Source organism: Streptococcus lishijunsis, from assembly GCF_047290665.1.
Classification (GTDB): domain Bacteria; phylum Bacillota; class Bacilli; order Lactobacillales; family Streptococcaceae; genus Streptococcus.
The window spans coordinates 71,142-95,501 of record NZ_JBLBUC010000004.1 but is presented as its reverse complement, the minus strand read 5'-3'; the positions used below and the strand labels follow the sequence as shown (position 1 = coordinate 95,501).

Genomic DNA, 24,360 nt, shown 5'->3' with positions numbered 1-24,360 from the left:
TAACTTTTTTTAAAAAAGTTTTAACAACTCCTGCCTCAACTTGACAGCTATATTAGTCTATCAATTTTTAAATCACTTGTCAACAGCTTTTTTAAAGTTTTTTTCAAAACTTTTTCTCAGACTGACTGACACCTCAATTGACAGCTACACTAATCTATCAACTTTTTTCTAACTTGTCAAGAGGTTTTTTTTAAAAAAAACCAACTGAAGACATAGAACTTGAATAGCTCCCTGTCAAGTGGACAATGACATAATAAAAGATTAGACGACGGTCTTGTTCCTTTAGCTCCTTGCTATACTTCGTCCAGTGACGACTTTCCCCTAGCCTCTCAATACAAGATTCCAAGCGAAGTAGAACAATTTCTAGTTTCTCAGAGACAGACTTTGGACTTCTTTTAGACATATGAAAACTCCCCTCATAGTTTCTAGTGAATTTTTAGTTTTTCACTGTCCACTATAAGGGGAGTATATCAACTCTTCAGTTGTTTTTCATTAATCTTCATTAACAAAAGGCATCAATGCCATTACGCGTGCACGTTTGATGGCAGTTGTAACCTTACGTTGGTTTTTAGCTGAAGTTCCTGTGACACGACGTGGTAAAATTTTACCACGTTCAGATACAAAACGGCTAAGCAATTCAGTATCTTTGTAGTCAACGTATTCAATCTTATTAGCTGCAATATAATCAACTTTTTTACGGCGTTTGAATCCGCCACGACGTTGTTGAGCCATGTTTTTTTCTCCTTTATATTATTTAAAATGGTAAATCATCGTCTGAAATATCCATTGGGTTAGAATTACCAAATGGTGTTGTATCTCGAGCAAAATTAGGTGTGCTTGGTGACGGATTTGAATAAGAGGTAGTCGATCCACTCTCAAATCCACCTGTATTGTAGCTACCAGCATTGCCTTCACGGGTTGCACGGCTTTCTAAAATTTGAAAGCTATCTGCGATAACTTCTGTCACATAGACACGCTGCCCTTGTTGGTTTTCGTAGTTACGGGTTTGGATACGTCCTGTAATTCCAACAAGAGTTCCCTTTTTAGCCCAATTCGCCAAATTTTCAGCTTGTTGACGCCAAATAACAACGTTGATAAAATCTGCTTCACGTTCGCCATTTTGATTTTTAAAATTACGATTAACCGCCAACGTAAAAGTCGCTACGGCTTGATTGCTTGGTGTATAGCGAAGTTCAGCATCACGTGTCATACGCCCTACTAGCACTACATTATTAATCATAGGATACCTTCTTATGCTTCAAGTTTAACAATCATATGACGAAGAATGTCAGTGTTGATTTTTGAAAGACGATCAAACTCGTTAAGAGCAACATCGTTATCAGCTTCAACGTTAACGATATGGTAAAGTCCTTCACGGAAATCTTTGATTTCGTAAGCAAGACGACGTTTTTCCCAATCTTTTGATTCAACAACAGTTGCACCGTTGTCGCTCAAGATAGCGTCAAAACGTGCTACCAAAGCGTTTTTTGCTTCTTCTTCAATGTTTGGACGAATAATATAAAGAATTTCGTATTTAGCCATTGATAGTTTCCTCCTTTTGGTCTAATGACCCTAAATCACAGTTTAGGGTAAGTGAGGTACACTCACAATTTACTATTATACTCTATTTATAGATGATGTCAAGCTTTAGCTGCTAGATTTCTCATCTTCATACCCAAAAATAGCTAGTGGGAGAACTAACCACTAGCTATCAACTGTATGTTGAGTGAACTTTATACTGCTTAAGAACACTCTTTTCATAAGGAGTAAGAAAATGATTAAGATTGAGACGCTAAGCCTACCTATGGCTCATCTCTATCATAACTAACTTCAATCACCATTTTTATAGCGACTAGGTGTTATATCAAACATACTACCACCTCACTGTTCGTATCTACATAGCCTATATTCATTGATAACTTCTACATAGGAAACACCTCCAAAGCTATATTAGACAATAGCTTGAATGTCTCCATTTTTATACCGTGATACGTAGAGCATAGCAAACCTCCCTATTGTATTAGTTTAGTTAGCTTTATCACCATTACTATAGCGACTTATATTTAAGCGTAACATAAGCACTACCTCCCTACTATCATCTCTCATCTCTCAAAGACCAAAAGCCTACGTAAGATTATCTGATTGCCTACCGTTAATTGCTATCACCGTTTTTATACCGTGATATATTGTGCCTTACCATAGAAGTAACCTCCTTTTGATAACTCCTATCTTTTATAATTCTATTATATTGTAAGCGTTTGCTTTTGTCAAGTAATAACATCTTTTTTTAATAAAATAATTATCAAATCTTTTTAGGGGTCATTTTGATATAATAAGACTATGATTGATTTAAAAACATACGGCATCACCATGTGGGATGATGATAAGATAAAAAGCTTTAGACGAACACTTCTTCACTGGTACCATAACGAAAAACGTGACCTACCTTGGAGACACACTAAAAACCCTTATCATATCTGGGTCTCTGAGATTATGCTACAACAAACACAAGTTGTAACAGTCATTCCGTATTATGAGCGGTTTTTACAATGGTTTCCAACAATAAAAGACCTTGCTCAAGCTGATGAAGAACGACTCCTTAAAGCCTGGGAGGGACTAGGTTATTATTCACGTGTGCGAAATATGCAGGCTGCTGCCCAGCAAATCATGCAAGACTTTGGCGGAGAATTTCCTTCGACTCACAAGGACATTCTCAGTCTAAAGGGTATTGGCCCCTACACTGCTGGAGCCATAGCTAGTATTGCTTTTAATCTTCCAGAGCCTGCTGTCGATGGGAATGTGATGCGTGTCATGGCTCGCTTATTTGAGGTTGATTATGATATTGGAGACCCTAAAAATCGGATTATTTTCCAAACGATTATGAGTATTTTGATTGATCCTAAGGAGCCCGGTGATTTTAACCAAGCCCTTATGGACTTAGGTTCCGATATTGAATCCGCTAAAAATCCTAGACCCGAAGAAAGTCCTATTCGCTTTTTTAACGCTGCTTATCTCCACGGCACAATGGATAAATACCCTATCAAACTTCCTAAGAAAAAGCCAAAACCGATTTACGTAGAGGCTTTTATCATCCAAAATGAAGAGGGACAATTTTTACTGGAAAAAAACACCAAAGGACGCCTACTAGCTGGTTTTTGGTCTTTTCCACTGATCGAGACCGAACAGGTCGCCAAACAATTATCTTTATTTGATGAGGCAGATGAGGCAGATGATCCACTAATCATAAAAGAACAAAAAGAGCGTTTTGAGACACTCTATCACCTCCACCCAAAATGGACAGAGCGTGATTTTCCAATTGTTAAACATACCTTTAGCCATCAAAAATGGCACCTAACCATCAGAGAAGGTAGGGTAGATAGCTCAACTCTAGCCAAAGAAGACCAAACTGCTTGGGTAGCTAAGGAGGATTTTGAGGATTATCCTTTTGCAACACCTCAAAAAAAATTGTGTCAAGAGTATTTTAAACGTATAGACTAGTCTTTTTTCAAGATTTCTAAGACCTTTTTAAGTGCTGTTAGCTGCGATATAGCGACAACTGGATGGGTATTTTCTATAAGGTAAGATGACTCCAATCTATCAACACCTTCTAGTTGTGCTAATTTCTGACTGATTTGTTTATTCTCTAGATATAAGATAAGATCTCGGTGCCTAATACTATAATGTGACAAGTCATAATCCTTTAATTGCTCACTCAATGTGGCTACGTGACGCTCATAGCGTTTTTTAAGATGGGCTGTATTTTTAGCATACATCCCACTTGTTATATAGAGCGCTAGCGCTTTTTGTAAAATCAGATGGGTATCATAATCCATCATTTTTTTATAGGCTATGAAGCTCTCTTTAAGCACAAGAGGTAAGCTGATAATTGCTAAGCGTAGAGCTGGAAAAATCGTATTAGAAAACGACTTGAGGTAGATAACACGCTCATGCGTATCATAATAATGGAGAGGGGCATGACTAGCAAAATCAGACATATAATCATCCTCAACCAAATAAACATCATAATCTTCTGCTAAAGCCACCAAACGCTCCATGTCCGACTGACTATAAGAAGTCCCTAAAGGATTATGCAGACGAGGGATAAGGTAAAAAAATTTAATAGGATAATTAGCCAAAATAAACTCCAAGCGCTCAAAATCAATCCCCTCTCTCCCTCTATCAATCGTCATCACTGAAAGATTAAGCGTTCTTACAAGATCCACCATGCGGTTATAAGTAGGCTGCTCTAGCAAAATAATCGTCTTTTGATTGGGAAAGACGAGCTGACTTAAAATGTAGAGGGCTTGTTGGGTTCCTGCTGTTATCATCAATTGCTCTATTTTACTGTAAACATAACCACTCACAAGTAATTGATGCGCCGCCCTTATCAACTCTGGTAGGCCTTCTTCCTTATGATAATAATTAAACAAATAATCTTCCCGACCAATAAGGGCTTCATTGAGGCAAAGTCTAAAATCCTCATAAGCTATATTGGCAATCTCTGAGTCTGGTAAATCTAGTATTTCTTTTTCCTGCTTAGTCTCTAGCACATAATAGCCTGACTTAGCGATAGCATGAACATAATGTTCATAACGTAAGTCTAAAAGAGCCCGTTGAACCGTATCTTTATTGCAAGAAAATTGCTTGGCTAACTGGCGAATCGACGGTAGCTTATCTCCTGCTTTTAGCTCTCCCAAAGCGATTTGATTTATCAGATAGTCTTTAATAGCCTCTACTTTTGTCATATCTGTCCCCCTACACTTTATCTTTAAGCCTATTGTACTTTATTTTAAATTCTTTTACAATGCCAGTATAGCTTTGAAAAAGTGGAGGGATTTATGTCACATCGTACGCAAACTATTACCTTAATGGCCATTCTCACAGCTCTTAGTATCGTTTTAGGGCGTTTTATCATGATACCTACTCCAACAGGATTTCTAACCCTTCTTGATGCTGGTATTTATTTTACAAGCTTTTATCTAGGGAGTAAAGCTGGCGCTCTTGTTGGTGGCTTGTCTGGATTTCTCATTGACTTACTAGCTGGTTACCCTCACTGGATGATTCATAGCCTTATCGCTCATGGCGCACAGGGGTATTTTGCTGGCTGGACAGGCAAATGGCGCTATCTAGGCTTAATTCTAGCCACAGTTAGCATGGTAGGTTGGTATGTTATAGGCTCTCTAGTCCTTGGACAAGGTCTAGGTGCTGCTCTAGGTAGTATCTGGGGAAATCTTTTGCAAAATGGCTTTGGTATGCTGCTTGGTTATCTCACCTACATTGTCTTTAAAAAACGTCAAAAAAACTGAGTTTTCGCTCAGTTTTTTATCACTTTAGTGACAAATGACACACTTTTAAGAAGCCCTATTTGAAATTACAGGTAATATCTAGTATAATAGGAAAGAAATTTTATAAAAAAGGAATGCTTATGTCTAACAAACAACACAAGCCTGAAGTTGAAAACGATGAGTTGGAAAATGGCATGGTACGTGGTTTACAAAACCGCCATGTCCAACTGATCGCTATCGCAGGAACTATTGGAACTGGGCTATTTTTAGGAGCTGGAAATTCCATTTCTCTGACAGGTCCATCAATTTTACTAGTCTATCTTATCACTGGTGTCTTCATGTTCTTTATGATGCGTGCCATGGGTGAGATGCTCTATCAAGACCCTGACCAACACACCTTTATCAACTTTATCACCCGTTATCTTGGAGCTGGCTGGGGCTATTTTGCTGGCTGGTCCTACTGGGTATCACTTATCTTTTTAGGAATGGCTGAAATCACTGCCGTTGCCAAATACATGCAATATTGGTTTCCATCTTGGCCGTCTTGGATCATTCAAATTGTCTTTCTAATTCTCTTGGCCTCTATCAACCTTATCGCTGTTAAGGTCTTTGGAGAAACTGAATTTTGGTTTGCCATGATCAAAATCATCGCCATTATGGCCTTGATTGCTACAGCTATTATCATGTTGTTAACAGGCTTTGAAACCTCTCAAGGTCCTGTCACACTCAATAACATTTTTAGCCATTTTGAATGGTTCCCCAATGGCTGGATGAAATTTTTAGTTTCCTTCCAAATGGTCTTTTTTGCCTACCAAGCTATCGAATTTGTCGGTATTACTGTCTCTGAAACAGCTAATCCACGAAAAGTATTGCCAAAAGCCATTCAAGAAATTCCCATGCGTATCGTGATTTTCTATGTGGGCTCTCTTTTGGCTATCATGACCATCATTCCTTGGCATGCCTTGACCACTAGCGCAAGCAGTCTTGAAAATTCACCGTTTGTCATGGTTTTCCAACTAGCTGGCTTTAAATGGGCTGCTGCTTTGATTAACTTTGTCGTTTTGACATCTGCAGCTTCTGCACTCAACTCGACTCTCTACTCAACAGGGCGTCACCTCTATCAACTCGCTCACGAAGCGCCAAATGCTTTGATGACACGCTTAAAACTAAATAGTCTCTCACGAACAGGTGTCCCTAGCCGTGCCATTATCTTCTCAGCCATTATGATTGCAGCCTCTGCTTTGATTAGTATGATTCCTGCTATCCAAAATGCCTTTACGCTTATTACAGCCTCATCATCAGGTGTTTACATCGCTATTTATATTTTAACGATGATTGCCCACCTTAAATACCGTCAATCAGATGACTTTATGCCTGATGGTTATCTCATGCCAGCTTATAAGATTTTAAATCCTATTACCATTGTCTTTATGCTGATGGTCTTTGCCATTTTATTCTTACAAGCTGACACACTTATTGGGGCGGTTGGATCGCTTATTTGGATTGTTGGCTTTGGTATTTATAGCCAATTCAAGTTTAGAAAAGCCTAATCACAAGTAGTGAAGACCTCTTCACTACTTTTTTAGCGCCATCATCTTATAGCTTTAAACTATAAGATGACGTTTACAAAGGCTATAACTACTAATTGAAAAACTATGATATGATAAACTAATTAGTATTTTTATTTAGGAGACCTTATGGAAAATCACAACTTTGAACACGAAGGAACCTTCCAACGCGAGATGACTAGTCGTCACTTACAGATGTTATCCATTGGAGGGGTCATCGGAACAGGGCTCTTTTTAAGCTCTGGCTATACTATTATGCAGGCTGGGCCTCTTGGTGCCATCGCAGCTTACCTTTTTGGGGCTATTATGGTCTATTTGGTCATGTTTTCTTTAGGCGAGCTATCCGTAGCTATGCCTGTTACGGGCTCTTTTCACACCTATGCGACACGCTTTATTAGTCCCGCCACAGGTTTTATGGTCGCTTTGATGTACTGGCTTTGTTGGGTAGTGGCTTTATCATCTCAATTTATCGGCGCCAGTCAATTGATGCAGCGCTGGTTTCCCAATATACCCATATGGGTTTTTGCTAGTCTTTTTGCTATCATCGTCTTTAGCTTAAATACCTTATCTGTCGGCTGGTTTGCAAGAGCTGAGGATGTCTTGTCTTCGATTAAAGTTTACGCTATCCTAGCTTTTATCATCTTAGGAAGTCTCGCTATTTTTGGGATTTTATCTATTGAAGGGAGCACCTCTGCACCACTTTTGACCAATATCACCTCTCAAGGATTGCTACCAAACGGCTTTATCGGCTTTTTGTCTGTCATGCTATCTGTCAACTACGCCTTTTCAGGAGTAGAGATGATTGGTATTGCTGCTGGTGAGGCCGCCAACCCAAAAGAAGCTGTCCCTAAAGCTATTAAATCAACGATCGGGCTCTTGGTTAGCTTTTTTGTCCTGACCATGTTTGTCCTAGCGGCTCTCTTACCCATGTCAGAAGCTGGGGTAACAGAAGCGCCTTTTGTCCTTGTTTTTGATAAAATCGGCATCCCTTATGCTGCTGATATCATGAATGTCATCATCCTAATTGCTATCTTGTCAGCCTCTACTTCAGGGCTTTACGCCTCTAGTCGCATGCTCTGGTCACTGGCAAATGAAGGGATGATTAGTGAGCATCTCGTCAAAATCAATAAACACGGTGTGCCTATGCGTGGCATGATTGTCTCTATGATTGGAGTCTTTGTTGCTTTAATCGCTTCTATCTATGCTGAAACGACTATTTTTCTCGCTTTAGTTTCGATCGCAGGCTTTGCTATGGTTATCGTTTGGTTATCTATCCCTCTGGCACAGCTTCGCTTTCGTCATGACTTTTTAAAAACACACAGCCTTGAAGAATTGGATTATAAAGCTCCCTTTTCACCTGTTTTACCTTGGATTACAATTATCCTCTTGATTATCTCTATTATTGGTATTGCATGGGATCCTTCTCAACGAGCAGGGCTTTATTTCGGACTTCCCTTTATCGTTTTATGCTATGTGTATCACTATATTCGCTTTAAAAAATGGTAAGAGAGGTTTTTTATGGGACGTTTTAGACAATTATTAAAAACAAAAGAACACTTAATCTTACATGGTGCCCTAGGGACGGAGCTGGAGCATTTAGGCTATGATGTCTCAGGAAAACTCTGGTCAGCCAAATACCTCCTCACTCAACCTGAGATTATCCAACATATCCATGAGACCTACCTGCTAGCAGGTGCTGATATAGTGACCACATCTAGCTATCAAGCTAGCCTACCAGGGCTCCTAGAGGCTGGCTTAAGCCAAGAAGAAGCCATACATATCATAAAGCAAAGTGTCAACTTAGCACTAGAAGCAAGAAAGACTGTCTGGGATAGTCTAGATCAAACCACAAAGCTAAAGCGCAGCTATCCTCTTATCTCTGGCTGCGTAGGCCCTTACGCTGCTTATCTTGCCAACGGCTCTGAATATAGCGGAGATTATGGGGACATATCTATTGAAACACTCAAAGACTTTCATAGACCACGCATACAAGCGCTTCTAGAGGCTGGTAGTGAGTTATTATGCCTAGAGACTATCCCTAATCGCTTAGAAGTCATCGCTTTAGTTGAGCTTTTGACACAAGAATTTCCTCACGTTGAAGCCTATATGAGCTTTACAGCTCAGCATGAAGGCTCTATCTCTGATGGGACTTCTTTAAAAGAGATTAGCCAGCTCGTCATAAACTGTCCTCAGGTATTAGCTTTAGGCTTTAATTGTACAGCGCCTCATCTTATGGATGCCTTACTAACGGAATTAGCAGAGTTGACAGATAAACCTTTAGTCAGCTATCCAAACTCTGGTGAAACTTATGACGGCACCAAACAATGCTGGCACTCAAACCCTGCTAATCATTATAATCTTCTTGATAAAAGTAAGGAGTGGAAGGCTTTGGGCAGTAAGATTCTTGGCGGCTGTTGTCGAACACATCCCACTGATATCGCTCAGCTGGCTAGGGGTCTAGGCGAGAGTCATAACTAATCAGACAAAATGGTACAAAAAAGCATCTGCTATAAGCAGATGCTTTTTAACTATTTTTAACATCCAACAATGAGTATCCTCTAGTGTCATAACGATTACGACTCTTAGAATACTCAATCGGGCGTCCATTATCCAGATATACGACCTGCTCTACCTCTAAGATAGGGTCGTGTTTGTCGCATTTAAGATGCTCCAAATCAAAACTATCTGCCTTAGAAGCCGTAATATGCCGATAAGAACCTGCAAATTTTAAGCCTAAAGTTTTATGCAAAAAGCCATAAACAGAGCTCATCAAAACATCCTCATCAAGACCTGGCGCCAAATCTACTGGCATAAAGGTATGTTCTAGGACATAAGGCTTCTCATCTAGCAAACGTAGGCGCACAATACGATAAACTGGCGTTTTACTATCGAGCTGCAGGCGCTCTGCTACCTCTTTTTGGGGAAACTCAACCTCAAAAGCAATAATCTGACTGCTCAAGCGATCGGCATGTTCATGCAAATCTTTACTAAGACCATTGTAATCATCAAAGCGAAAATTAAGATCATTTTTATCCCAAAAAGAAGAGTTTAAGACTTTTGTCCCATGACCTTGCTTAGAATAGACTAACCCTTCAATTGTCAGTATTTCAATAGCTTTTTTGACTGTCATACGGCTAACGGAAAACTCCTTGGCTAGATCAGACTGCACAGGAATATTTGAATCAACAGGATAGACACCATCTGAGATTCTCTTTCTAATCACATTAGCAATTTCCTCATACTTAGACATATCCTACCCTCTTATCCTAGTCGTTATCTTTTTATTATAACCCATAATCCTCTTGTCTGTCTAGTGCCAATAAGAATGGATACCAAATGCAAGCTACTAGTAACATGTCTGCAATCTGAAGAAGTCCCCCCATAATCGAGTTGGTCGCAAGCATACCACTAAAGAAAATCGGTACAGTCCATGGTACAGAAACACCTGTTGGTGCTGGTACTAAACCAATAGCCATGACGAGATAATTAAGTGACGTGACCACAATCGGTGCTAATACCCATGGAATCAAAATCGTTGCATTCATCACAATAGGAAGTCCAAAAATAACGGGTTCATTAACATTGAAAATACCTGCCCCAAGCGCTAGTCGTCCAACGTCTCGGTACATCTTCTTTTTCAAGATAAAAGCCATAATCAACACAACCGCCAAGGTCATACCCGAACCACCAAGACCTACCGTAAACGTTTCCATAAATGCTTTTGAAATAATATGAGGAACCTGTTCACCTGCCTTGTAAGCTTCTAGATTTTCCAGATTAAGAGTATTCCAGATAGGGTCCATAACGGAGTTGACCAGAATTTGCCCATGTAAGCCAAAAAACCACAAGACTTGAATCAAAAAGACCGCAATCAAGGTCGCACCAATACTTGAGCCTAAACCTACCAAAGGAGCTTGGATAACTTGGTAAATCAAATCATGTAAGTTGACCTTAAACAAGCCTGTTAAGGCTGCATGAAGGAGTAAGAAAAAGGTCAACGTTAATGTGCCTGGAATAAGTGCTGCAAACGATTTAGAGACAGCAGGTGGTACAGAGTCTGGCATCTTGATTTGCCATCCTTTGTTGCTAATACGACTGTAAATCTCTGCCGCCACAAAAGCTGTAATCATCCCTAAAAACATTCCCTTAGCGCCTAATCTATCCAGACTAACGACATTAGAGACCATCTCACCAGCTTCACTTGTCACATAAAAAGGGGTTAGAATCAGAAAACTAGAGAGTGCCACAGCCCCACCAAAAACACCCTCAACCTTATAGGACTTAGACAGATAATACCCTATCCCAAAGACGACAAAGAGGGTCATAATAGACATCGTCGCTGTCTGACCATTTCCTAAAAGCGCCGCTAGTGTTTCTTTTAGACTATCACTAAAGAATGGCAAATTGGTAATAACAACTACAATCGAGCCAAACATAGTGATAGGAAAGGCTAGCATGAAAGCGTCACGCAAGACAGCTAGATACTTATTAGAACCTAGAATGTTTGCTAAAGGGAGCAGTTTCTCACTGATAGCATCTAAAAACTTGTTCATCAGTTTTACCTACCTTTACTTTTTGTTAACTTTATTGTATATTATTTTTTATTAAATGTCTAGTCTTTTTATATATTATTCTTGACTTTATTTTCAAATAGTATATACTTTATCTTATAAAGAATGCAAAGGAGTTTTTTCAATGACAACTTATCATTTTCCAAAAGACTTTTTCTGGGGGACTGCCTCCAGTGGACCACAAACTGAAGGACGTTTTGATGGAGACGGTAAAGGGGACAATATCTGGGATTTTTGGTATCAACAAGAACCTGAGCGCTTCTTTGACCAAGTGGGTCCTGACAAAACCTCGTATAATTATCTTCGCTTTAAAGAAGACGTCGCCTTAATGAAGCAAACTGGTCACAATTCCTTTAGAACGTCTATCCAATGGAGTCGCTTGATTCCTGATGGCGTAGGAGACGTCAATCCTAAAGCAGTTTCTTTCTATAATGCCTACATTAATGAATTGATTGCCAACGGCATTGAACCTTTTATCAACTTATACCATTTTGATATGCCAATGCCACTACAAGAAAAAGGGGGATGGCTCAATCGTGATACCGTTGATGCTTATGTACACTTTGCCAAAACCTGCTTCAAACTGTTTGGCGATCGTGTCCATTATTGGTTTACCCATAATGAGCCTATTGTGCCTATCGAGGGGGGATATCTCTATCAGTTTCACTATCCAAATGAAGTCAATCTTAAACACGCTGTCCAAGTCGGATTTCACGAACTGCTAGCAAGCGCCTTAGCTATTAAAGCTTACCATGACAAGTATGACGGCAAGATTGGTATCATTCTCAATCTGACACCTAGCTACCCAAGAGATGACTCTAATGTTGAGGATGTCTCAGCTGCTAAAATAGCGGATGCTTTTTTCAACCGCTCCTTTTTAGACCCTTCTATCAAAGGGACATTTCCAAAAGAGCTTATCACGATTATCAAAGAATTAGATATCATGCCTAAGTATGATCCAGAAGATCTTGATATCATCAAGGATAATCCTATTGACCTCTTAGGTATCAACTACTATCAACCACGACGTATCAAGGCAAAGGAAAATCCCGCAGATAAAAATCCTAACTTCCCTATGCCAGATGATTATTTTGACAACTACGACATGCCAAATAAAAAGATGAACCCTTACCGTGGATGGGAAATCTATGAAAAAGGGATCTATGATATCTTAATCAACCTACGTGACAACTATGGCAATATCCCATCGTATATCTCTGAAAATGGTATGGGCGTTGAAGGAGAAGAACGCTATCGCAATGCTCAAGGAGAGATTGAGGATGACTATCGCATTGATTTTATTAAGGATCATCTTCGCTATCTCCATCAAGCTATCCAAGAAGGTGCCAATTGCCTTGGCTATCATATGTGGACTTGTATGGACAACTGGTCTTGGACCAATGCTTACAAAAACCGCTATGGCTTAATTGCAGTTGATTTAGACCAAGAAGGCAAACGAACCATTAAAAAATCAGGGCATTTCTTCAACCAACTTGCCAAAGACAACGGTTTCAAAGATTAAAGTCACTAACCCTATCTTCTCAGAGTACCTCTCTAGCTCAAGTACGCTTGATCATGAGGTGCTCTTTTTAGATTTTCAGAGCTCAAAAAAAATACCTATATAGGTATTTTTTATCTTATGAGACCGCTAATTTTTGATATAGAGCCAACATCTCGATAGCCACCTCTCTTAAGGTCATCGTAGTCATCAAATGGTCTTGGGCATGCACCATGATAATCTCCATCTTGATATCCACCCCGCTGGCATAATCTTGTAAAAGCTTGGTCTGAGCGTGGTGTGCTTCTAACAATTCATCGTTTGACGCGTCTAAGGTCTTTTGGGCTAGCTCCAAATCACCTTGTCGCATCGCCTGAAACGCTTCATGTACCATTGTTCTAGCATTACCACTATTTAAAATAATCTCAAAAGCTACCATTTGCAATTCTTGTGTATCCATAGTAGCCTCCTTATAGATTGCTCACAATCAACTGAGCCATTTTTTCAACTCCCATAGGAATAGGAATGTAAGCTTGAGGTGGGATTTGCACGACTGGTTTATTGACCTTTTGACCCAACTCAAAAAACTGCTTGAAATACATCTTGGTTTGAGGGCTAATCAAATACAAATCATAATCACCCTCACTAATCATTTGATTGCCCTCAGTCGAGCTAATCGCTTCAACGACAATATCTTTACCCTCTTTTTGAAGAAAGTCGGTTACTTTTTGAGCCATCAATGATGATGACATTCCTGACGCACAGATAATTAACGCTTTTGACATAATAAGACTCCTTTTTTCATATCACAAATCACGCTTGGACATTGTCCCAAACTGCGTAAGCCAATTACTAGCTGCCCCTAATAAATTGGCGTCATTATAATAACGACACGTCGCCAGTCGGCAAGTCAAATCTTCGATGTGTAAGCCGACCTTTAACTGCTCGATAGACTGATTTAGATAGGTTAGCAAATCATCACGCTTTGAAATGGCACCGCCAATCACGATAAGCTCTGGATTGACAACCAAGGCTACATTGACAATAGCACGACTAAGTGTCTCATAAAACGACGACACCAAATCACCAGCTAGCTTGTCTCCTGTTTTAGCTAGCCTGAAGATGTCTTCTCCTGTGATAGCAGGTGTTTTCATCTCTTTTTGATAGCGCTTAGCTAAATGAACAGGACTGACCAACTGACTAAGCGTTTCTCCATTCATCATGCTCATCAAGCCAAATTCACCAGTAAAAAGATCGACCCCTTTTCGTAAAGACCTATCCAAAATAAGAGCCCCTCCTACACCAGATCCAATGATGAAAAAGGCACTATCTGCTACATCTCTAGCAACCCCAAAAGAAAGCTCCGCTAGCGCTGCACAGTTGGCATCATTTTCGATAGCAACAGGAAGCTGGCACAAGTCTTCCAACTCCCTCACAATCGGAAAATGATGCAGATAAGGCACGGCACTAACACCACCTATCATACCTTTTTTAGCATCAACCACACCAAGACAACTAAAGGCAAGTCCAACTATACCTTCAGTCTCATAAGTCTCTTTAAGCGACTTTATCTGAACCTTCAAAGCATCCCAAGTCTTAGGTGTCTGAAAATAAGAAACCTCACCCAGCTCTCCATCCTTAAACAAAGCGTATTTGACCGATGTGCCACCAATATCAAAAACCAGTAATGTCATACAAACCTCCTTTCTAACTTAATTAGAGTATATCACATCTATTTTTAAATGTCTATACTTTTTATTTAAATGTTTAGTTATGTTTCTTATTTGCACAATAAAAAAGATGAGACTAAGTCCCATCTTTTTTAAGATAATTCAGCAATAATAGCTTTTAATTGTTCTTTGGTATGCACACCTGCGACTTGCTTGACAACTTGACCATCTTTTTTAAACATCAAAGTTGGAATAGACATAATGCCAAAAGCACGCGCTGTCTCAGGATTCGCATCCACATCTAACTTAACAATCTTAACCGTATCCTCATCAAGCTCTTGGCTTAATTGGTCTAGAATTGGCGCTTGCATGCGGCAAGGACCACACCATGTCGCCCAAAAATCAACCAATACAAGACCTTCTTTTGTTTCTTGTTCAAATGTTGCATCTGTTACTTCGTATGCCATATCATATCTCCTGTCTAGTTTATGCTTTCATTGTACACAAAAAGCCAAAACATTTCCACTAATTGCTATGCTAGACATAAAAGCGCTCCTGATGCTATCCCCAACATATAACCGATAAGCACATCTTTAGGATAATGAACCCCTCCTAAGACACGGCAAATGGCTAACAAAAGCGATAAAAACAACAAACATGCTCCAAAATGAGGGTAGCTAACCAAGACACACATACTAATCAAAGTTGCCGAAAAGACATGACGACTTGGCATAGACTTACCCTTACTTGTCCTGATAATCAAAGGGGCTAAATCCCAAGTTTCATAAGGACGAGGCTGATTGTAGAGACGTCTAAAAAGTGATACGAGCAAAAAACTGGCCGCAGGCACTAATAGTAACGCTAGCAATTGTGAGCGCCAACCATCTTTGAGGTAGATATGTAGCAAAAATAACGGGTAAACTTGATACATGAGATAGGTCAGGCTTTTATTGACTAAACGTAAGATAACGACTAGCTTTGGATAACGTCTAAAAGGCGCTGTCCAAGCGTGGTATAAACGTTGATAATCCGTCATAAATCATACTCCTTTTACCCTTTAATCATCCTAAGGTCACAATGGTTGCTCCAGAACCACCCGCATTTTGAGGGGCATAGCCAAAATGTTTAACATGCTTATGACGTCGTAGATACTGGCTGACCCCTTCACGAATAACACCAGTACCAATACCATGGATAATATCGACTTGTGCCATATTATTTAAAAGTGCTTGATCAATAAAGCTATCTAGCTCGCTCATTGCCTCCTCATAGCGTTTACCTCTGAGATCAAGTCTTGCGCGAGGACCAGAAGCACGCTTAGTCATCACCGCTACTTGTTTGGATTTCTTTGGCTTACTCTTATCCTTATGACTAGCCACTAAGCTAAATTCATCCGTTTTTAAAGTCATCTTAATCAGACCTACCTGAGCTTCAAAGCGCCCGTCTTTTAGCTGGTTAATAAGCGTACCGTGCTGCCCATAAGCATTGACAACAATACTATCTCCAACTTTTGGAGCTTGCTTGGCTTTAGCTTTTTTGGCTTTTTGAAGTACCTTATTTTGCGATAAATCAGGTGCTTTCACTAAGTCATTAAGCTGCTTTTTCGCCTCAATAACCTCATGTGGCTTAAGCTGACTCTTAGCATGAAGATTGTCTAAAATACGACTGCTCTCATCGACTGCCTTATCAACAATAGCTTGCGCTTCTTGAGTGGCTTTTTCCAACTCCTTATCACGCGCATGTGAAAATTCATTATACAATTTTTTGACAGCGCGGTTAAATTTTAGGTTGTCCTGCTCGACCTCACGAATACGCTCCAAACGCTTACGACTCTCTAGCGTCTGCTCTTCTAAGCGCTCGATGATACGATTGACATCGCTATCTTGATTGGTTTGCGCTTTAGCATTTGCGATAATCACCTCAGACAAACCCAGACGAGCTGCAATATCAAAGGCATTGGAGCGTCCAGGCACACCTTGCATAAAGCGATAGGTCGGACTCAAAGTTGTCGTGTCAAATTCCATACTGGCATTTTCCACAAAATCCGTCTCAATCCCATATGCCTTCAACTCAGGATAGTGAGTTGTTGCCATGGTTTTGATTTGACTAAGACGCAAATGCTCCAAAATAGCCATTGCTAAGCTGGCACCTTCTTGGGGATCCGTTCCTGCTCCCAGCTCATCAAACAAAATCAGACTATCTTGATTAGCCTGCTCCAATATAGAGACGATATGCGTCATATGACTAGAGAAGGTCGATAGGCTTTGCTCTATGGATTGCTCATCACCAATATCAGCAAAAATATCATTAAAGACAGCTACACAACTACCTTTATCAGCTAAGATGGGTAAACCAGATTGTGCCATCACCTGTGCTAGACCCAAAGTCTTCAACATGATGGTTTTTCCCCCTGTATTAGGTCCCGTGATGACAATACTTGATAGATCTGACCCAAAATAAAGGCTATTTGGCACTGCCTCTTTTAGCAGTGGGTGTCTCACCTGAAGTAGCCTTATCGTCTTATCCTGACTCAGACTAGGTAGAGTCGCCTGATAGTCTCGCATAAAGAGGTATTTGGTACGTACCAAGTCCAAATGCCCTAAAATCCAAGCATTATTTTTAATAGCAGAGATATACGGAGCCAGCATATCTGACATATCCCTCAAAATACGTGCTTCCTCATAGCGCTCATCAGCTCTTAGCTGCGTCATCTCTTCATTGAGGGAGACAACCTGGCGTGGCTCAATATAGACCGTACTACCTGAGGCAGAAATATCATGGACAATACCAGAGATACGGTGTCGATACGTGTTTTTCACAGGTAGAACACTACGTCCAGCACGACTGACGATTAACTGTTCAGAGAGCATATCCGCACGCTTCTTTAAAATATCTTGAAGGGTTTGTCTAATATCTCTATCATGTCTTGCAATTTGACTACGAATACTAGCTAATTGAGGGCTAGCAAAATCTTCTAAAAATCCTGCTTCGTTGACTGCTTGAAGGAGACCTTTTAGCTGTGGAAACACCTCGATATTCACAAATAAACGTCCCAAACGCTCTAAAGTGACATTTTCCAGCTGATTATAGACGTCTTTTATCTCTTCTGATACCGTTAAGACGCGCTTAATGGCTAGCAGCTCTGAGATATTGAGGCTAGCAGATAACTCTAAACGCTTCAGACTCTCGCTAATATCAGATACCTCTCCAAGGGCAAAGCCATGCACCTCGACAAATAAGCTAGCCATATCTTTAATATCATCTAAACTCGCTGATATGGCCTTACTATCTGTCATGGGTAATAACTGCTCTAGAGCCTTACGTCCTTGTTCTGTTTGCATATAAGGCAACAAAAGTGCCTTAACCTTATCAAATTCTAGTTGTTCTAAAATCTTGTCATTCATAGCTACTATTATAACCCAAAAGCTTTAAAAAAGGGCAAGTCAACCATAGAAAAAATCCCTTTTTAACAAAGGGACTTACTGCCATGAGCCTGTAAAGACGCTAGCTAGGCTATTTATCAAAAAACGCGCCATACTACTATTAGCTAAATACTGCTGTAAACTAGTCAAAGGAATCGTTGCCAAAATAGCAAAAACAATGCTTAAAGATAACATCGTCACAAAGACTGACAAGACACCACTAACTAAAGACAAACTGCGATTTTCCAGATGACTAATCGGCGTCAAATGTAAAAAAATACCCAAAAAACGCCCACAGACATACATAAAGGTATAAATCACCAAAAATGCAACACCTGAGTAATAGACCTGATTCAAATCAAATAAAGCAACCGTCTGAAAAAAGGCAACGCTAGACTCTTGGGTTGGACTAGCATAAGGCACCCACAAGGTCAGCTGAGACGATAAGCTAGAAAAGCTATGAGAAGCAATGTAAAACGCCAAAGCCGCTATACCTGTGTAAAACCCCTGTAAGACGATACCACGCCGATAACCAATATAAAAACTCCAACTAAGAATAAGTAAAATCACTAACGTTAGCACGATTTAATCTCCATCATCTGCCTTAGCGTCTTTTGTTTCTGATAGTTCCTCTTTTAAGGACTGGTACTTAGCTTCAAGCTTGTCATAAGCTTGCTCACGCTCTAGTTGTTGCGACAGTGAGTTGACAGCCATCAAAATAGCCAACGTCTCATTATCGGCACTTGAGAGCTTCTCTTTTAGCGCTTGGTATTTTTCGTGCGCTAGACGCTCCACTTCTTCCATAAAAAGGTTGTCCTTATCAGTGGTCAAGGTCAAGTGCTTATCACCAAAGATAAATTTATAACGGTTTTTTCCTGTTTCTTTACGTGTCATTTCGTTTACCTCTATTTTCAATTATAACGTAAAAAACTCATAATGAAAAGTATTGACATCAATATAAAAGAGGCTCTTTTTTCATACACCACCCACTTTACTAACACAAGACTTTGGATTTATGTTAGAATATTAGCATGAATACAATTGTCATGACAGCAAATCCCGCTCTACAAGAAAGACTCATGGAGCGCTTAAAGGCATCGCAGATAACGTCTAATAATCCACACATTCTTTTTTGCGCTAAGACTGATGATACACACATCTCTCTCTATCACTCTGGTAAAGTTGTTTTTCAAGGAAAAGGTGCTTATCAACTCGCTAAATCATTTGGCTACAAAGAAGATGATACGCAGCCAGAGACCATTTCTCAAGACTGTGCCCTAATTGGGACTGATGAGGTCGGCAATGGCTCTTATTTTGGTGGTATCGCTGTGGTCGCATCTTTTGTAACACCTAGTGACCATGCTTTTTTACGAGAGCTTGGCGTTGGTGATTCTAAAACACTAAGCGATAAAACCATTCTGCAAATCGCACCTCTCCTAGAAGCTAAAATCCCTCATCGCAGCCTTTTATTGACACCTAAAAAGTACAATGAAGTCGTCAGTAAAAATAAGCCTTACAACGCTGTATCTGTCAAAGTGGCACTTCATAATCAAGCGATTTTTCTCCTTTTAAAGGACGGTATCACAGCAGACAAGATTGTCATCGACGCTTTTACCAGCCCTAAAAATTATCATAATTATCTCAAAAATGAGAAAAATCAGTTTACAGAACCTGTTAGATTAATTGAAAAAGCAGAGAGCCAATTTTTAGCAGTAGCCGTCAGCTCTATCATCGCTCGAAAGCTCTTTTTAGACAATCTCAAAGACTTGTCCAAAGAAACAGGCTACAAGCTTCCTAGCGGTGCTTCTAGCGCTTCTGACAAAATCGCTAGTCAACTCCTAAAGGCCTATGGTATGTCAGCACTTGAGCACACGGCTAAACTACATTTTGCAAATACCAAAAAAGCACAAGCACTATTACATTGATAAAAGGAAACACTATGAAACAATTTATGAAAGAATGGGGGCTTTTTCTCCTCATCATTACAGTCTTTGTCCTAACCAGACTTTTTCTTTGGCAGTTTGTTCGTGTAGATGGACACTCTATGGACCCGACGCTTGCTGATGGAGAGCGTTTGGTTGTTTTATCACATACCAAGATTGATCGTTTTGATGTCGTTGTTGCCTCAGAAACAGAAAATGGGGAGAAAAAGATTATTGTCAAACGTGTTATTGGGCTTCCTGGAGACACTGTCAGCTACAAGGACGATGTTCTGACTGTCAACGGTCAAACAGTCGATGAACCTTACTTAGCAGACTATCAAAAACGCTTTGCTAAAGATAAGCTGCAGAGCACTTATGCCTACAATCCACTCTTTCAAGGATTGGCTGAAAAAGCGACTGCCTTTACCACAGACAAAAATGGCAATAGCGACTTTACAGTGACGGTGCCAGAAGGAGAGTATTATCTCCTTGGAGACGACCGTATCGTCTCACGAGATAGCCGAGAGGTCGGAACCTTTGATTCTGATAATATTATCGGTGAGGTCACTTTTCGCTTTTGGCCATTTAATCGCATTGGCACTATCGAATAAGACACTAGAGGGTAGATACCCTCTTCTTTTATAGGGAGATATGATGCAGACAGACTACTTTTTTTCAGGAACGGTTGACAAAATCATCTTTGCAAATGATAGCAATTTTTTCAAAATTTTACTGCTCATCTTAGAGGATACCAATAGTGATTATGACGGCATGGAAATCATCATAACAGGCAGTATGGCAGAGATTATCGAAGGGGAGGATTACACCTTTTGGGGAGAACTGAGCTTACATCCCAAGTATGGTGAGCAGGTCAAAAGTCATCGTTATGAACGCCAAAAACCTAGCGCATCTGGACTTATCAAGTATTTCTCCAGCCAAGAATTCAAGGGAATCGGTAAAAAAACGGCTGAAAAAATCGTCGCACTCTACGGTCAATCGCCTATCGATGCTATCTTAGAAGATCCTAGTAAACTAGATAGCATCTCAGGTCTATCAAAAGCTAAAAAAGAGCGATTCCTTGCCAAATTAAAACTCAACTACGGCTCTGAAATCATCCTGACAAAGCTTGCTCAGTACGGTATCAATCCACGCTACGCCATGCAGATTTTTGAGCATTATAAGGAAGATACTTTAGACGTCATCTCTGATAATCCCTACCAGCTGGTCGAAGATATTGTGGGTATCGGCTTTAAAACTGCCGACCAAATCGCTCTCCAGCTAGGCCTCAAAAGTGATTCTGAAAAACGCTTTCGTGCTGCACTCCTACATAGCCTGCTGACTCTCTCTATGAATAGAGGCGATACTTACATCGAAGCACGTGAGTTACTTGAGACGAGCTTGGATTTGCTTGAGAGTTCTATTGCTGTTGAGCTAGATCCTAGTAAGGTCGCTGCTGAGTTAAGCTATCTTATCGAGACTGAAAAAGTGCAGCATATAGATACTAAAATCTTTGACAACAGCCTCTACTTTGCTGAAGCTGGTATCCATAAGCATCTCAAACGCTTATTAGAAAACCCTTTAGAGAACCACTTAGCTGACGATAGGCTAGATGAATTGATTGATCATACCCAAGAAAGCCTCGGTATTTGCTATGACGATATCCAAAAACAAGCTATCAAAACAGCCCTCACAAGCAAGGTCTTTATCCTAACAGGAGGACCTGGTACAGGTAAAACAACGGTCATCAACGGTATCATCACCGCTTATGCTAAAGAGCACCAGCTAGACCTTAATCAACCAAAAGACCTGCCTATCATCCTTGCTGCACCTACTGGGCGTGCTAGCCGACGTATGAATGAGCTAACAGGACTGCCAAGCGCTACAATTCATCGACACCTAGGCCTGACAGGAGAGAGCGACTTTCAGTTATTAGACGAAGAGTTAGATGGTGATCTTATCATCATTGATGAATTTTCTATGGTCGACACCTGGCTAGCTAATAAATTGTTTGCAGCTCTGTCATCGGATACACAAGTCATCATCGTAGGTGATAGTGATCAGCTGCCATCTGTCGGTCCTGGACAGGTCCTTGCTGATTTACTAGCTATTAGTGATATTTCGCAAATAGCTCTAGAAAAGATTTTTCGACAATCTAAAGAGTCAACTATCATCACACTCGCTAGCCAAATCCGACAAGGAATAGTCCCAGATGATTTCACGGCTAAAAAACCTGATCGTTCTTACTTTGAAGCACCCAGTCATCTCATCCCACAAATGATTTCAACCATTGTCCAGTCGGCTCTCAAAAGCGGCATCAACGCTCAAGATATCCAGATTCTCGCTCCTATGTATCGTGGACAAGCAGGCATTGATAATCTTAACACCTTGATGCAAGATCTCCTCAATCCTTTGGCTGATCAGCAATTTCTCTTTAATGATCTTGCCTTTCGTATCGGTGATAAGGTACTCCATCTCATCAATGACGCTGAGCACAATGTCTTTAACGGCGACATTGGTTATATCACAGACCTTATTCCTGCTAAATACACAGAATCAAAGCAAGATGAGATTATCATGGATTTTGATGGTCAAGAAGTCATCTACCCCCGAAAAGAATGGCGCAAAATAACGCTCGCCTATGCCATGTCTATCCACAAATCTCAAGGTAGTGAATTTCAAGTCGTCATCCTCCCTATCACAGCTCAAAGCCAACGCATGCTAGAGCGCAACCTGATCTATACAGCCATCACACGCTCAAAAAGTAAACTTATCCTCCTAGGTGAGTTTTCTGCTTTTGACTATGCCATAAGCACTAAGGCCAATAAACGCCATACGTATCTAGTTGAGCGCTTTTTGGACTTAAAGCCAGACAGCTTGATTGAACAACCTAGTGATATGATGAATAGCTCTGCTCCAAAAGAGCCTGATAACGATACTTTTCGACTGACAGAGGAAAATTACCTCTTAATTGACCCCATGATTGGTATCACACAAGAAGATATAGAGACTCTACTCAAACCTCAAGACCCTAACCAGCAGCTCCGCCTTTTTTAAAAAGAGATGCTGCCCTATCAGATGAGCCAATCAAAACGACCAAAAGAGACCACTTGGTCTCTTTTTTAAATGTCTAAACTAAGCGTCTTACTCTCACTCTCTAGACCTGTCACCGTAACACCTAACAAGCGAATACCCGCATTGGTCTCATCAAGCCCTTCAAAAATGCTCTGGGCTGTCTTGTCAATAAGCTCCTGACTCCTAGTCACATCCTCTAGAGTCGTGCGCTTCGTCAGCGTGCTAAAGTCTGCATAGCGCACCTTTAACACAACTGTCCTTGCCAACTTTTCATGCCGCTTGAGACTATCTGCCACGCGCGCAACATGCTTTGTAATCTCAGCTTTAACATCAGCATCACTATACAACAAGTGGGCGTAGGTGCGCTCACTACCGATAGATTTTCGCCCACGATTAGGCTTGACTGGGCTATTGCTAATGCCTCTAGCTTTACGATAAAGGTCATAGCCAAAGCGTCCAAAGCGATCAATCAAGGTCATCTCAGGTATTTCTAATAAATCACTCCCCTTATACACACCCATAGCATGCAATTTGGCCACCGTTTTTTTGCCCACACCATGAAATTTTTCGATTGGCAAATCTGCCAAAAAAGCATCCACATCCTGAGGGAGAATAAGCGTTAGCCCTCTAGGTTTGTGATAATCTGAGGCTAGCTTGGCCAAAAACTTATTAAAAGAAACACCCGCTGAACAAGTCAAACCTAGCTCTGTATAGATTGTATGCTGAATGAGCTTGGCAATTTTAATGGCTGAGCGACTCTGTATTTTATTATCAGTGACATCCAAATACGCTTCATCAATGCTCATTGGCTCTACCAAGTCGGTATAACGATAAAAAATCTGTCTCACTTCTAGGCCGACCTGATAGTATTTAGCATAATTACCAGAAATGAAAATCGCATGAGGACAGCGCTCATAAGCCTCTTTTGAAGACATGGCTGAGTGAATCCCATAAGCCCTCGCCTCATAATTACAAGTCGATACCACACCACGTCCACCTGTCTTTCTAGGATCCGCACCAATCACCACAGGCTTGCCTACTAAGTCTGGATTATCCCTCATCTCCACTGCCGCAAAAAAAGCATCCATATCAATATGAATAATCTTTCGTGACGTATCGTTTAATAAAGGAAAACTAAGCATGATCTCCTCCTTTGACTTCTATTATACGTATAAAATCACACTTAAGCAAAAAAATAGTGTCTAAGTGATAACTACTCCTACCTCTAAACACCATCCTAAGCTCTTAGAGCTAAACAAGCGTTAGATGACATGACTCAAGAAAGCTTTTTAAATAAAGGTTTTCTTTTCTTTATAGCACAGTTAGACAATTTTAGCTATACTGTATTATAA

Annotated in this window: 25 protein-coding genes; 9 read left to right on the top strand and 16 right to left on the bottom strand. The window is 40.3% G+C overall.

Annotated features, from left to right (window positions below; genetic code table 11):
- Window positions 1-190: 190 nt before the first annotated feature.
- The 4 genes from ACLN19_RS03425 to rpsF form a co-directional block, all read right to left on the bottom strand.
- Complete coding sequence (locus ACLN19_RS03425; RefSeq protein WP_413383311.1) at window positions 191-403, bottom strand: hypothetical protein; 213 nt, start codon at window positions 401-403, stop codon at window positions 191-193.
- An 89-nt stretch (window positions 404-492) separates the two neighbouring features.
- Window positions 493-732: a 30S ribosomal protein S18 gene (gene rpsR / locus ACLN19_RS03420; protein ID WP_000068664.1), complete on the bottom strand. Its 240-nt coding sequence runs from the start codon at window positions 730-732 to the stop codon at window positions 493-495.
- 22 nt (window positions 733-754) lie between these two features.
- Window positions 755-1,240 carry a single-stranded DNA-binding protein gene (locus tag ACLN19_RS03415; RefSeq protein ID WP_413383303.1) on the bottom strand — a complete coding sequence of 162 codons (486 nt, stop codon included), beginning with the start codon at window positions 1,238-1,240 and terminating at the stop codon, window positions 755-757.
- An 11-nt stretch (window positions 1,241-1,251) separates the two neighbouring features.
- Window positions 1,252-1,542 carry a 30S ribosomal protein S6 gene (rpsF, locus tag ACLN19_RS03410; RefSeq protein ID WP_413383301.1) on the bottom strand — a complete coding sequence of 97 codons (291 nt, stop codon included), beginning with the start codon at window positions 1,540-1,542 and terminating at the stop codon, window positions 1,252-1,254.
- A gap of 798 nt (window positions 1,543-2,340) precedes the next feature.
- On the opposite strand from rpsF, the gene mutY reads away from it, so the two are divergent.
- Window positions 2,341-3,498: an A/G-specific adenine glycosylase gene (mutY, locus tag ACLN19_RS03405; RefSeq protein ID WP_413383299.1), complete on the top strand. Its 1,158-nt coding sequence runs from the start codon at window positions 2,341-2,343 to the stop codon at window positions 3,496-3,498.
- On the opposite strand, the gene ACLN19_RS03400 is transcribed toward mutY, so the two are convergent.
- Window positions 3,495-4,745 carry an aminotransferase-like domain-containing protein gene (locus ACLN19_RS03400; RefSeq protein ID WP_413383297.1) on the bottom strand — a complete coding sequence of 417 codons (1,251 nt, stop codon included), beginning with the start codon at window positions 4,743-4,745 and terminating at the stop codon, window positions 3,495-3,497. The two genes, mutY and ACLN19_RS03400, sit on opposite strands and share 4 nt — an antisense overlap.
- Before the next feature lie 93 nt (window positions 4,746-4,838).
- Here ACLN19_RS03400 and ACLN19_RS03395 point away from each other — a divergent pair, with 93 nt between their 5' ends.
- From ACLN19_RS03395 to mmuM, 4 genes are all read left to right on the top strand, one after another.
- On the top strand, window positions 4,839-5,306 hold the full coding sequence (locus ACLN19_RS03395; protein WP_413383295.1) for an ECF transporter S component: 468 nt from the start codon (window positions 4,839-4,841) through the stop codon (window positions 5,304-5,306).
- Window positions 5,307-5,425: 119 nt separating this feature from the next.
- Window positions 5,426-6,835: an amino acid permease gene (locus tag ACLN19_RS03390; protein ID WP_413383293.1), complete on the top strand. Its 1,410-nt coding sequence runs from the start codon at window positions 5,426-5,428 to the stop codon at window positions 6,833-6,835.
- Window positions 6,836-6,982: 147 nt separating this feature from the next.
- On the top strand, window positions 6,983-8,359 hold the full coding sequence (locus ACLN19_RS03385; RefSeq protein ID WP_413383291.1) for an amino acid permease: 1,377 nt from the start codon (window positions 6,983-6,985) through the stop codon (window positions 8,357-8,359).
- Window positions 8,360-8,371: 12 nt separating this feature from the next.
- A complete protein-coding gene (gene mmuM / locus ACLN19_RS03380) occupies window positions 8,372-9,331 on the top strand; it encodes a homocysteine S-methyltransferase (protein WP_413383289.1) in 960 nt (319 codons plus the stop codon).
- A 46-nt stretch (window positions 9,332-9,377) separates the two neighbouring features.
- Here the strand turns inward: mmuM and ACLN19_RS03375 are convergent, their stop codons facing one another.
- Both ACLN19_RS03375 and celB read right to left on the bottom strand, forming a co-directional pair.
- Window positions 9,378-10,103 carry a GntR family transcriptional regulator gene (locus ACLN19_RS03375; protein ID WP_413383287.1) on the bottom strand — a complete coding sequence of 242 codons (726 nt, stop codon included), beginning with the start codon at window positions 10,101-10,103 and terminating at the stop codon, window positions 9,378-9,380.
- 34 nt (window positions 10,104-10,137) lie between these two features.
- The gene (gene celB / locus ACLN19_RS03370) at window positions 10,138-11,406 is read right to left on the bottom strand and encodes a PTS cellobiose transporter subunit IIC (protein WP_413383285.1); all 1,269 of its coding nucleotides are present in this window, start codon (window positions 11,404-11,406) and stop codon (window positions 10,138-10,140) included.
- 142 nt (window positions 11,407-11,548) lie between these two features.
- Here celB and ACLN19_RS03365 point away from each other — a divergent pair, with 142 nt between their 5' ends.
- Entirely contained in the window at window positions 11,549-12,946 is a 1,398-nt protein-coding gene (locus tag ACLN19_RS03365) for a glycoside hydrolase family 1 protein (protein ID WP_413383283.1), read from the top strand.
- Between the two features lie 115 nt (window positions 12,947-13,061).
- Here the strand turns inward: ACLN19_RS03365 and ACLN19_RS03360 are convergent, their stop codons facing one another.
- The 8 genes from ACLN19_RS03360 to zapA all read right to left on the bottom strand — a co-directional run bounded on the left by ACLN19_RS03360 (window position 13,062) and on the right by zapA (window position 18,908).
- On the bottom strand, window positions 13,062-13,382 hold the full coding sequence (locus tag ACLN19_RS03360) for a PTS cellobiose transporter subunit IIA (RefSeq protein WP_413383281.1): 321 nt from the start codon (window positions 13,380-13,382) through the stop codon (window positions 13,062-13,064).
- A 10-nt stretch (window positions 13,383-13,392) separates the two neighbouring features.
- Window positions 13,393-13,707: a PTS cellobiose transporter subunit IIB gene (locus tag ACLN19_RS03355; RefSeq protein ID WP_413383278.1), complete on the bottom strand. Its 315-nt coding sequence runs from the start codon at window positions 13,705-13,707 to the stop codon at window positions 13,393-13,395.
- Window positions 13,708-13,728: 21 nt separating this feature from the next.
- Window positions 13,729-14,616 (bottom strand): ROK family protein, encoded by an 888-nt coding sequence (locus tag ACLN19_RS03350; RefSeq protein WP_413383276.1) that lies wholly within the window; start codon window positions 14,614-14,616, stop codon window positions 13,729-13,731.
- Between the two features lie 128 nt (window positions 14,617-14,744).
- A complete protein-coding gene (gene trxA / locus ACLN19_RS03345; RefSeq protein ID WP_413383274.1) occupies window positions 14,745-15,059 on the bottom strand; it encodes a thioredoxin in 315 nt (104 codons plus the stop codon).
- A 65-nt stretch (window positions 15,060-15,124) separates the two neighbouring features.
- Window positions 15,125-15,628, bottom strand: a complete 504-nt coding sequence (locus tag ACLN19_RS03340; protein WP_413383272.1) for a phosphatase PAP2 family protein — start codon at window positions 15,626-15,628, stop codon at window positions 15,125-15,127.
- Window positions 15,629-15,653: 25 nt separating this feature from the next.
- Complete coding sequence (locus tag ACLN19_RS03335; RefSeq protein ID WP_413383270.1) at window positions 15,654-17,996, bottom strand: endonuclease MutS2; 2,343 nt, start codon at window positions 17,994-17,996, stop codon at window positions 15,654-15,656.
- Window positions 17,997-18,071: 75 nt separating this feature from the next.
- Entirely contained in the window at window positions 18,072-18,596 is a 525-nt protein-coding gene (locus tag ACLN19_RS03330) for a CvpA family protein (RefSeq protein ID WP_413383268.1), read from the bottom strand.
- 3 nt (window positions 18,597-18,599) lie between these two features.
- On the bottom strand, window positions 18,600-18,908 hold the full coding sequence (zapA, locus tag ACLN19_RS03325; protein ID WP_413383266.1) for a cell division protein ZapA: 309 nt from the start codon (window positions 18,906-18,908) through the stop codon (window positions 18,600-18,602).
- Between the two features lie 137 nt (window positions 18,909-19,045).
- Between zapA and rnhC the strand changes: the two genes are divergently transcribed.
- Genes rnhC through recD2 form a run of 3 tightly spaced genes read left to right on the top strand, consistent with a single transcriptional unit; the run spans window position 19,046 to window position 22,990 of the window.
- On the top strand, window positions 19,046-19,939 hold the full coding sequence (gene rnhC, locus ACLN19_RS03320) for a ribonuclease HIII (protein ID WP_413383264.1): 894 nt from the start codon (window positions 19,046-19,048) through the stop codon (window positions 19,937-19,939).
- Window positions 19,940-19,953: 14 nt separating this feature from the next.
- Window positions 19,954-20,547 (top strand): signal peptidase I, encoded by a 594-nt coding sequence (gene lepB, locus ACLN19_RS03315; RefSeq protein WP_413383262.1) that lies wholly within the window; start codon window positions 19,954-19,956, stop codon window positions 20,545-20,547.
- Between the two features lie 43 nt (window positions 20,548-20,590).
- The gene (gene recD2 / locus ACLN19_RS03310) at window positions 20,591-22,990 is read left to right on the top strand and encodes an SF1B family DNA helicase RecD2 (protein WP_413383309.1); all 2,400 of its coding nucleotides are present in this window, start codon (window positions 20,591-20,593) and stop codon (window positions 22,988-22,990) included.
- A 65-nt stretch (window positions 22,991-23,055) separates the two neighbouring features.
- Here recD2 and dinB read toward each other — a convergent pair whose 3' ends face one another.
- Window positions 23,056-24,150, bottom strand: coding sequence for a DNA polymerase IV (gene dinB, locus ACLN19_RS03305; RefSeq protein WP_413383260.1), 1,095 nt, complete (start codon window positions 24,148-24,150; stop codon window positions 23,056-23,058).
- Window positions 24,151-24,360: the final 210 nt, after the last annotated feature.

Bases quoted from the DNA above. Each gene is read 5' to 3' on its own strand.
- ACLN19_RS03425 (WP_413383311.1), bottom strand. From the start codon at position 403: ATGTCTAAAAGAAGTCCAAAGTCTGTCTCTGAGAAACTAGAAATTGTT.
- rpsR (WP_000068664.1), bottom strand. From the start codon at position 732: ATGGCTCAACAACGTCGTGGCGGATTCAAACGCCGTAAAAAAGTTGAT.
- ACLN19_RS03415 (WP_413383303.1), bottom strand. From the start codon at position 1,240: ATGATTAATAATGTAGTGCTAGTAGGGCGTATGACACGTGATGCTGAA.
- rpsF (WP_413383301.1), bottom strand. From the start codon at position 1,542: ATGGCTAAATACGAAATTCTTTATATTATTCGTCCAAACATTGAAGAA.
- mutY (WP_413383299.1), top strand. From the start codon at position 2,341: ATGATTGATTTAAAAACATACGGCATCACCATGTGGGATGATGATAAG.
- ACLN19_RS03400 (WP_413383297.1), bottom strand. From the start codon at position 4,745: ATGACAAAAGTAGAGGCTATTAAAGACTATCTGATAAATCAAATCGCT.
- ACLN19_RS03395 (WP_413383295.1), top strand. From the start codon at position 4,839: ATGTCACATCGTACGCAAACTATTACCTTAATGGCCATTCTCACAGCT.
- ACLN19_RS03390 (WP_413383293.1), top strand. From the start codon at position 5,426: ATGTCTAACAAACAACACAAGCCTGAAGTTGAAAACGATGAGTTGGAA.
- ACLN19_RS03385 (WP_413383291.1), top strand. From the start codon at position 6,983: ATGGAAAATCACAACTTTGAACACGAAGGAACCTTCCAACGCGAGATG.
- mmuM (WP_413383289.1), top strand. From the start codon at position 8,372: ATGGGACGTTTTAGACAATTATTAAAAACAAAAGAACACTTAATCTTA.
- ACLN19_RS03375 (WP_413383287.1), bottom strand. From the start codon at position 10,103: ATGTCTAAGTATGAGGAAATTGCTAATGTGATTAGAAAGAGAATCTCA.
- celB (WP_413383285.1), bottom strand. From the start codon at position 11,406: ATGAACAAGTTTTTAGATGCTATCAGTGAGAAACTGCTCCCTTTAGCA.
- ACLN19_RS03365 (WP_413383283.1), top strand. From the start codon at position 11,549: ATGACAACTTATCATTTTCCAAAAGACTTTTTCTGGGGGACTGCCTCC.
- ACLN19_RS03360 (WP_413383281.1), bottom strand. From the start codon at position 13,382: ATGGATACACAAGAATTGCAAATGGTAGCTTTTGAGATTATTTTAAAT.
- ACLN19_RS03355 (WP_413383278.1), bottom strand. From the start codon at position 13,707: ATGTCAAAAGCGTTAATTATCTGTGCGTCAGGAATGTCATCATCATTG.
- ACLN19_RS03350 (WP_413383276.1), bottom strand. From the start codon at position 14,616: ATGACATTACTGGTTTTTGATATTGGTGGCACATCGGTCAAATACGCT.
- trxA (WP_413383274.1), bottom strand. From the start codon at position 15,059: ATGGCATACGAAGTAACAGATGCAACATTTGAACAAGAAACAAAAGAA.
- ACLN19_RS03340 (WP_413383272.1), bottom strand. From the start codon at position 15,628: ATGACGGATTATCAACGTTTATACCACGCTTGGACAGCGCCTTTTAGA.
- ACLN19_RS03335 (WP_413383270.1), bottom strand. From the start codon at position 17,996: ATGAATGACAAGATTTTAGAACAACTAGAATTTGATAAGGTTAAGGCA.
- zapA (WP_413383266.1), bottom strand. From the start codon at position 18,908: ATGACACGTAAAGAAACAGGAAAAAACCGTTATAAATTTATCTTTGGT.
- rnhC (WP_413383264.1), top strand. From the start codon at position 19,046: ATGAATACAATTGTCATGACAGCAAATCCCGCTCTACAAGAAAGACTC.
- lepB (WP_413383262.1), top strand. From the start codon at position 19,954: ATGAAACAATTTATGAAAGAATGGGGGCTTTTTCTCCTCATCATTACA.
- recD2 (WP_413383309.1), top strand. From the start codon at position 20,591: ATGCAGACAGACTACTTTTTTTCAGGAACGGTTGACAAAATCATCTTT.
- dinB (WP_413383260.1), bottom strand. From the start codon at position 24,150: ATGCTTAGTTTTCCTTTATTAAACGATACGTCACGAAAGATTATTCAT.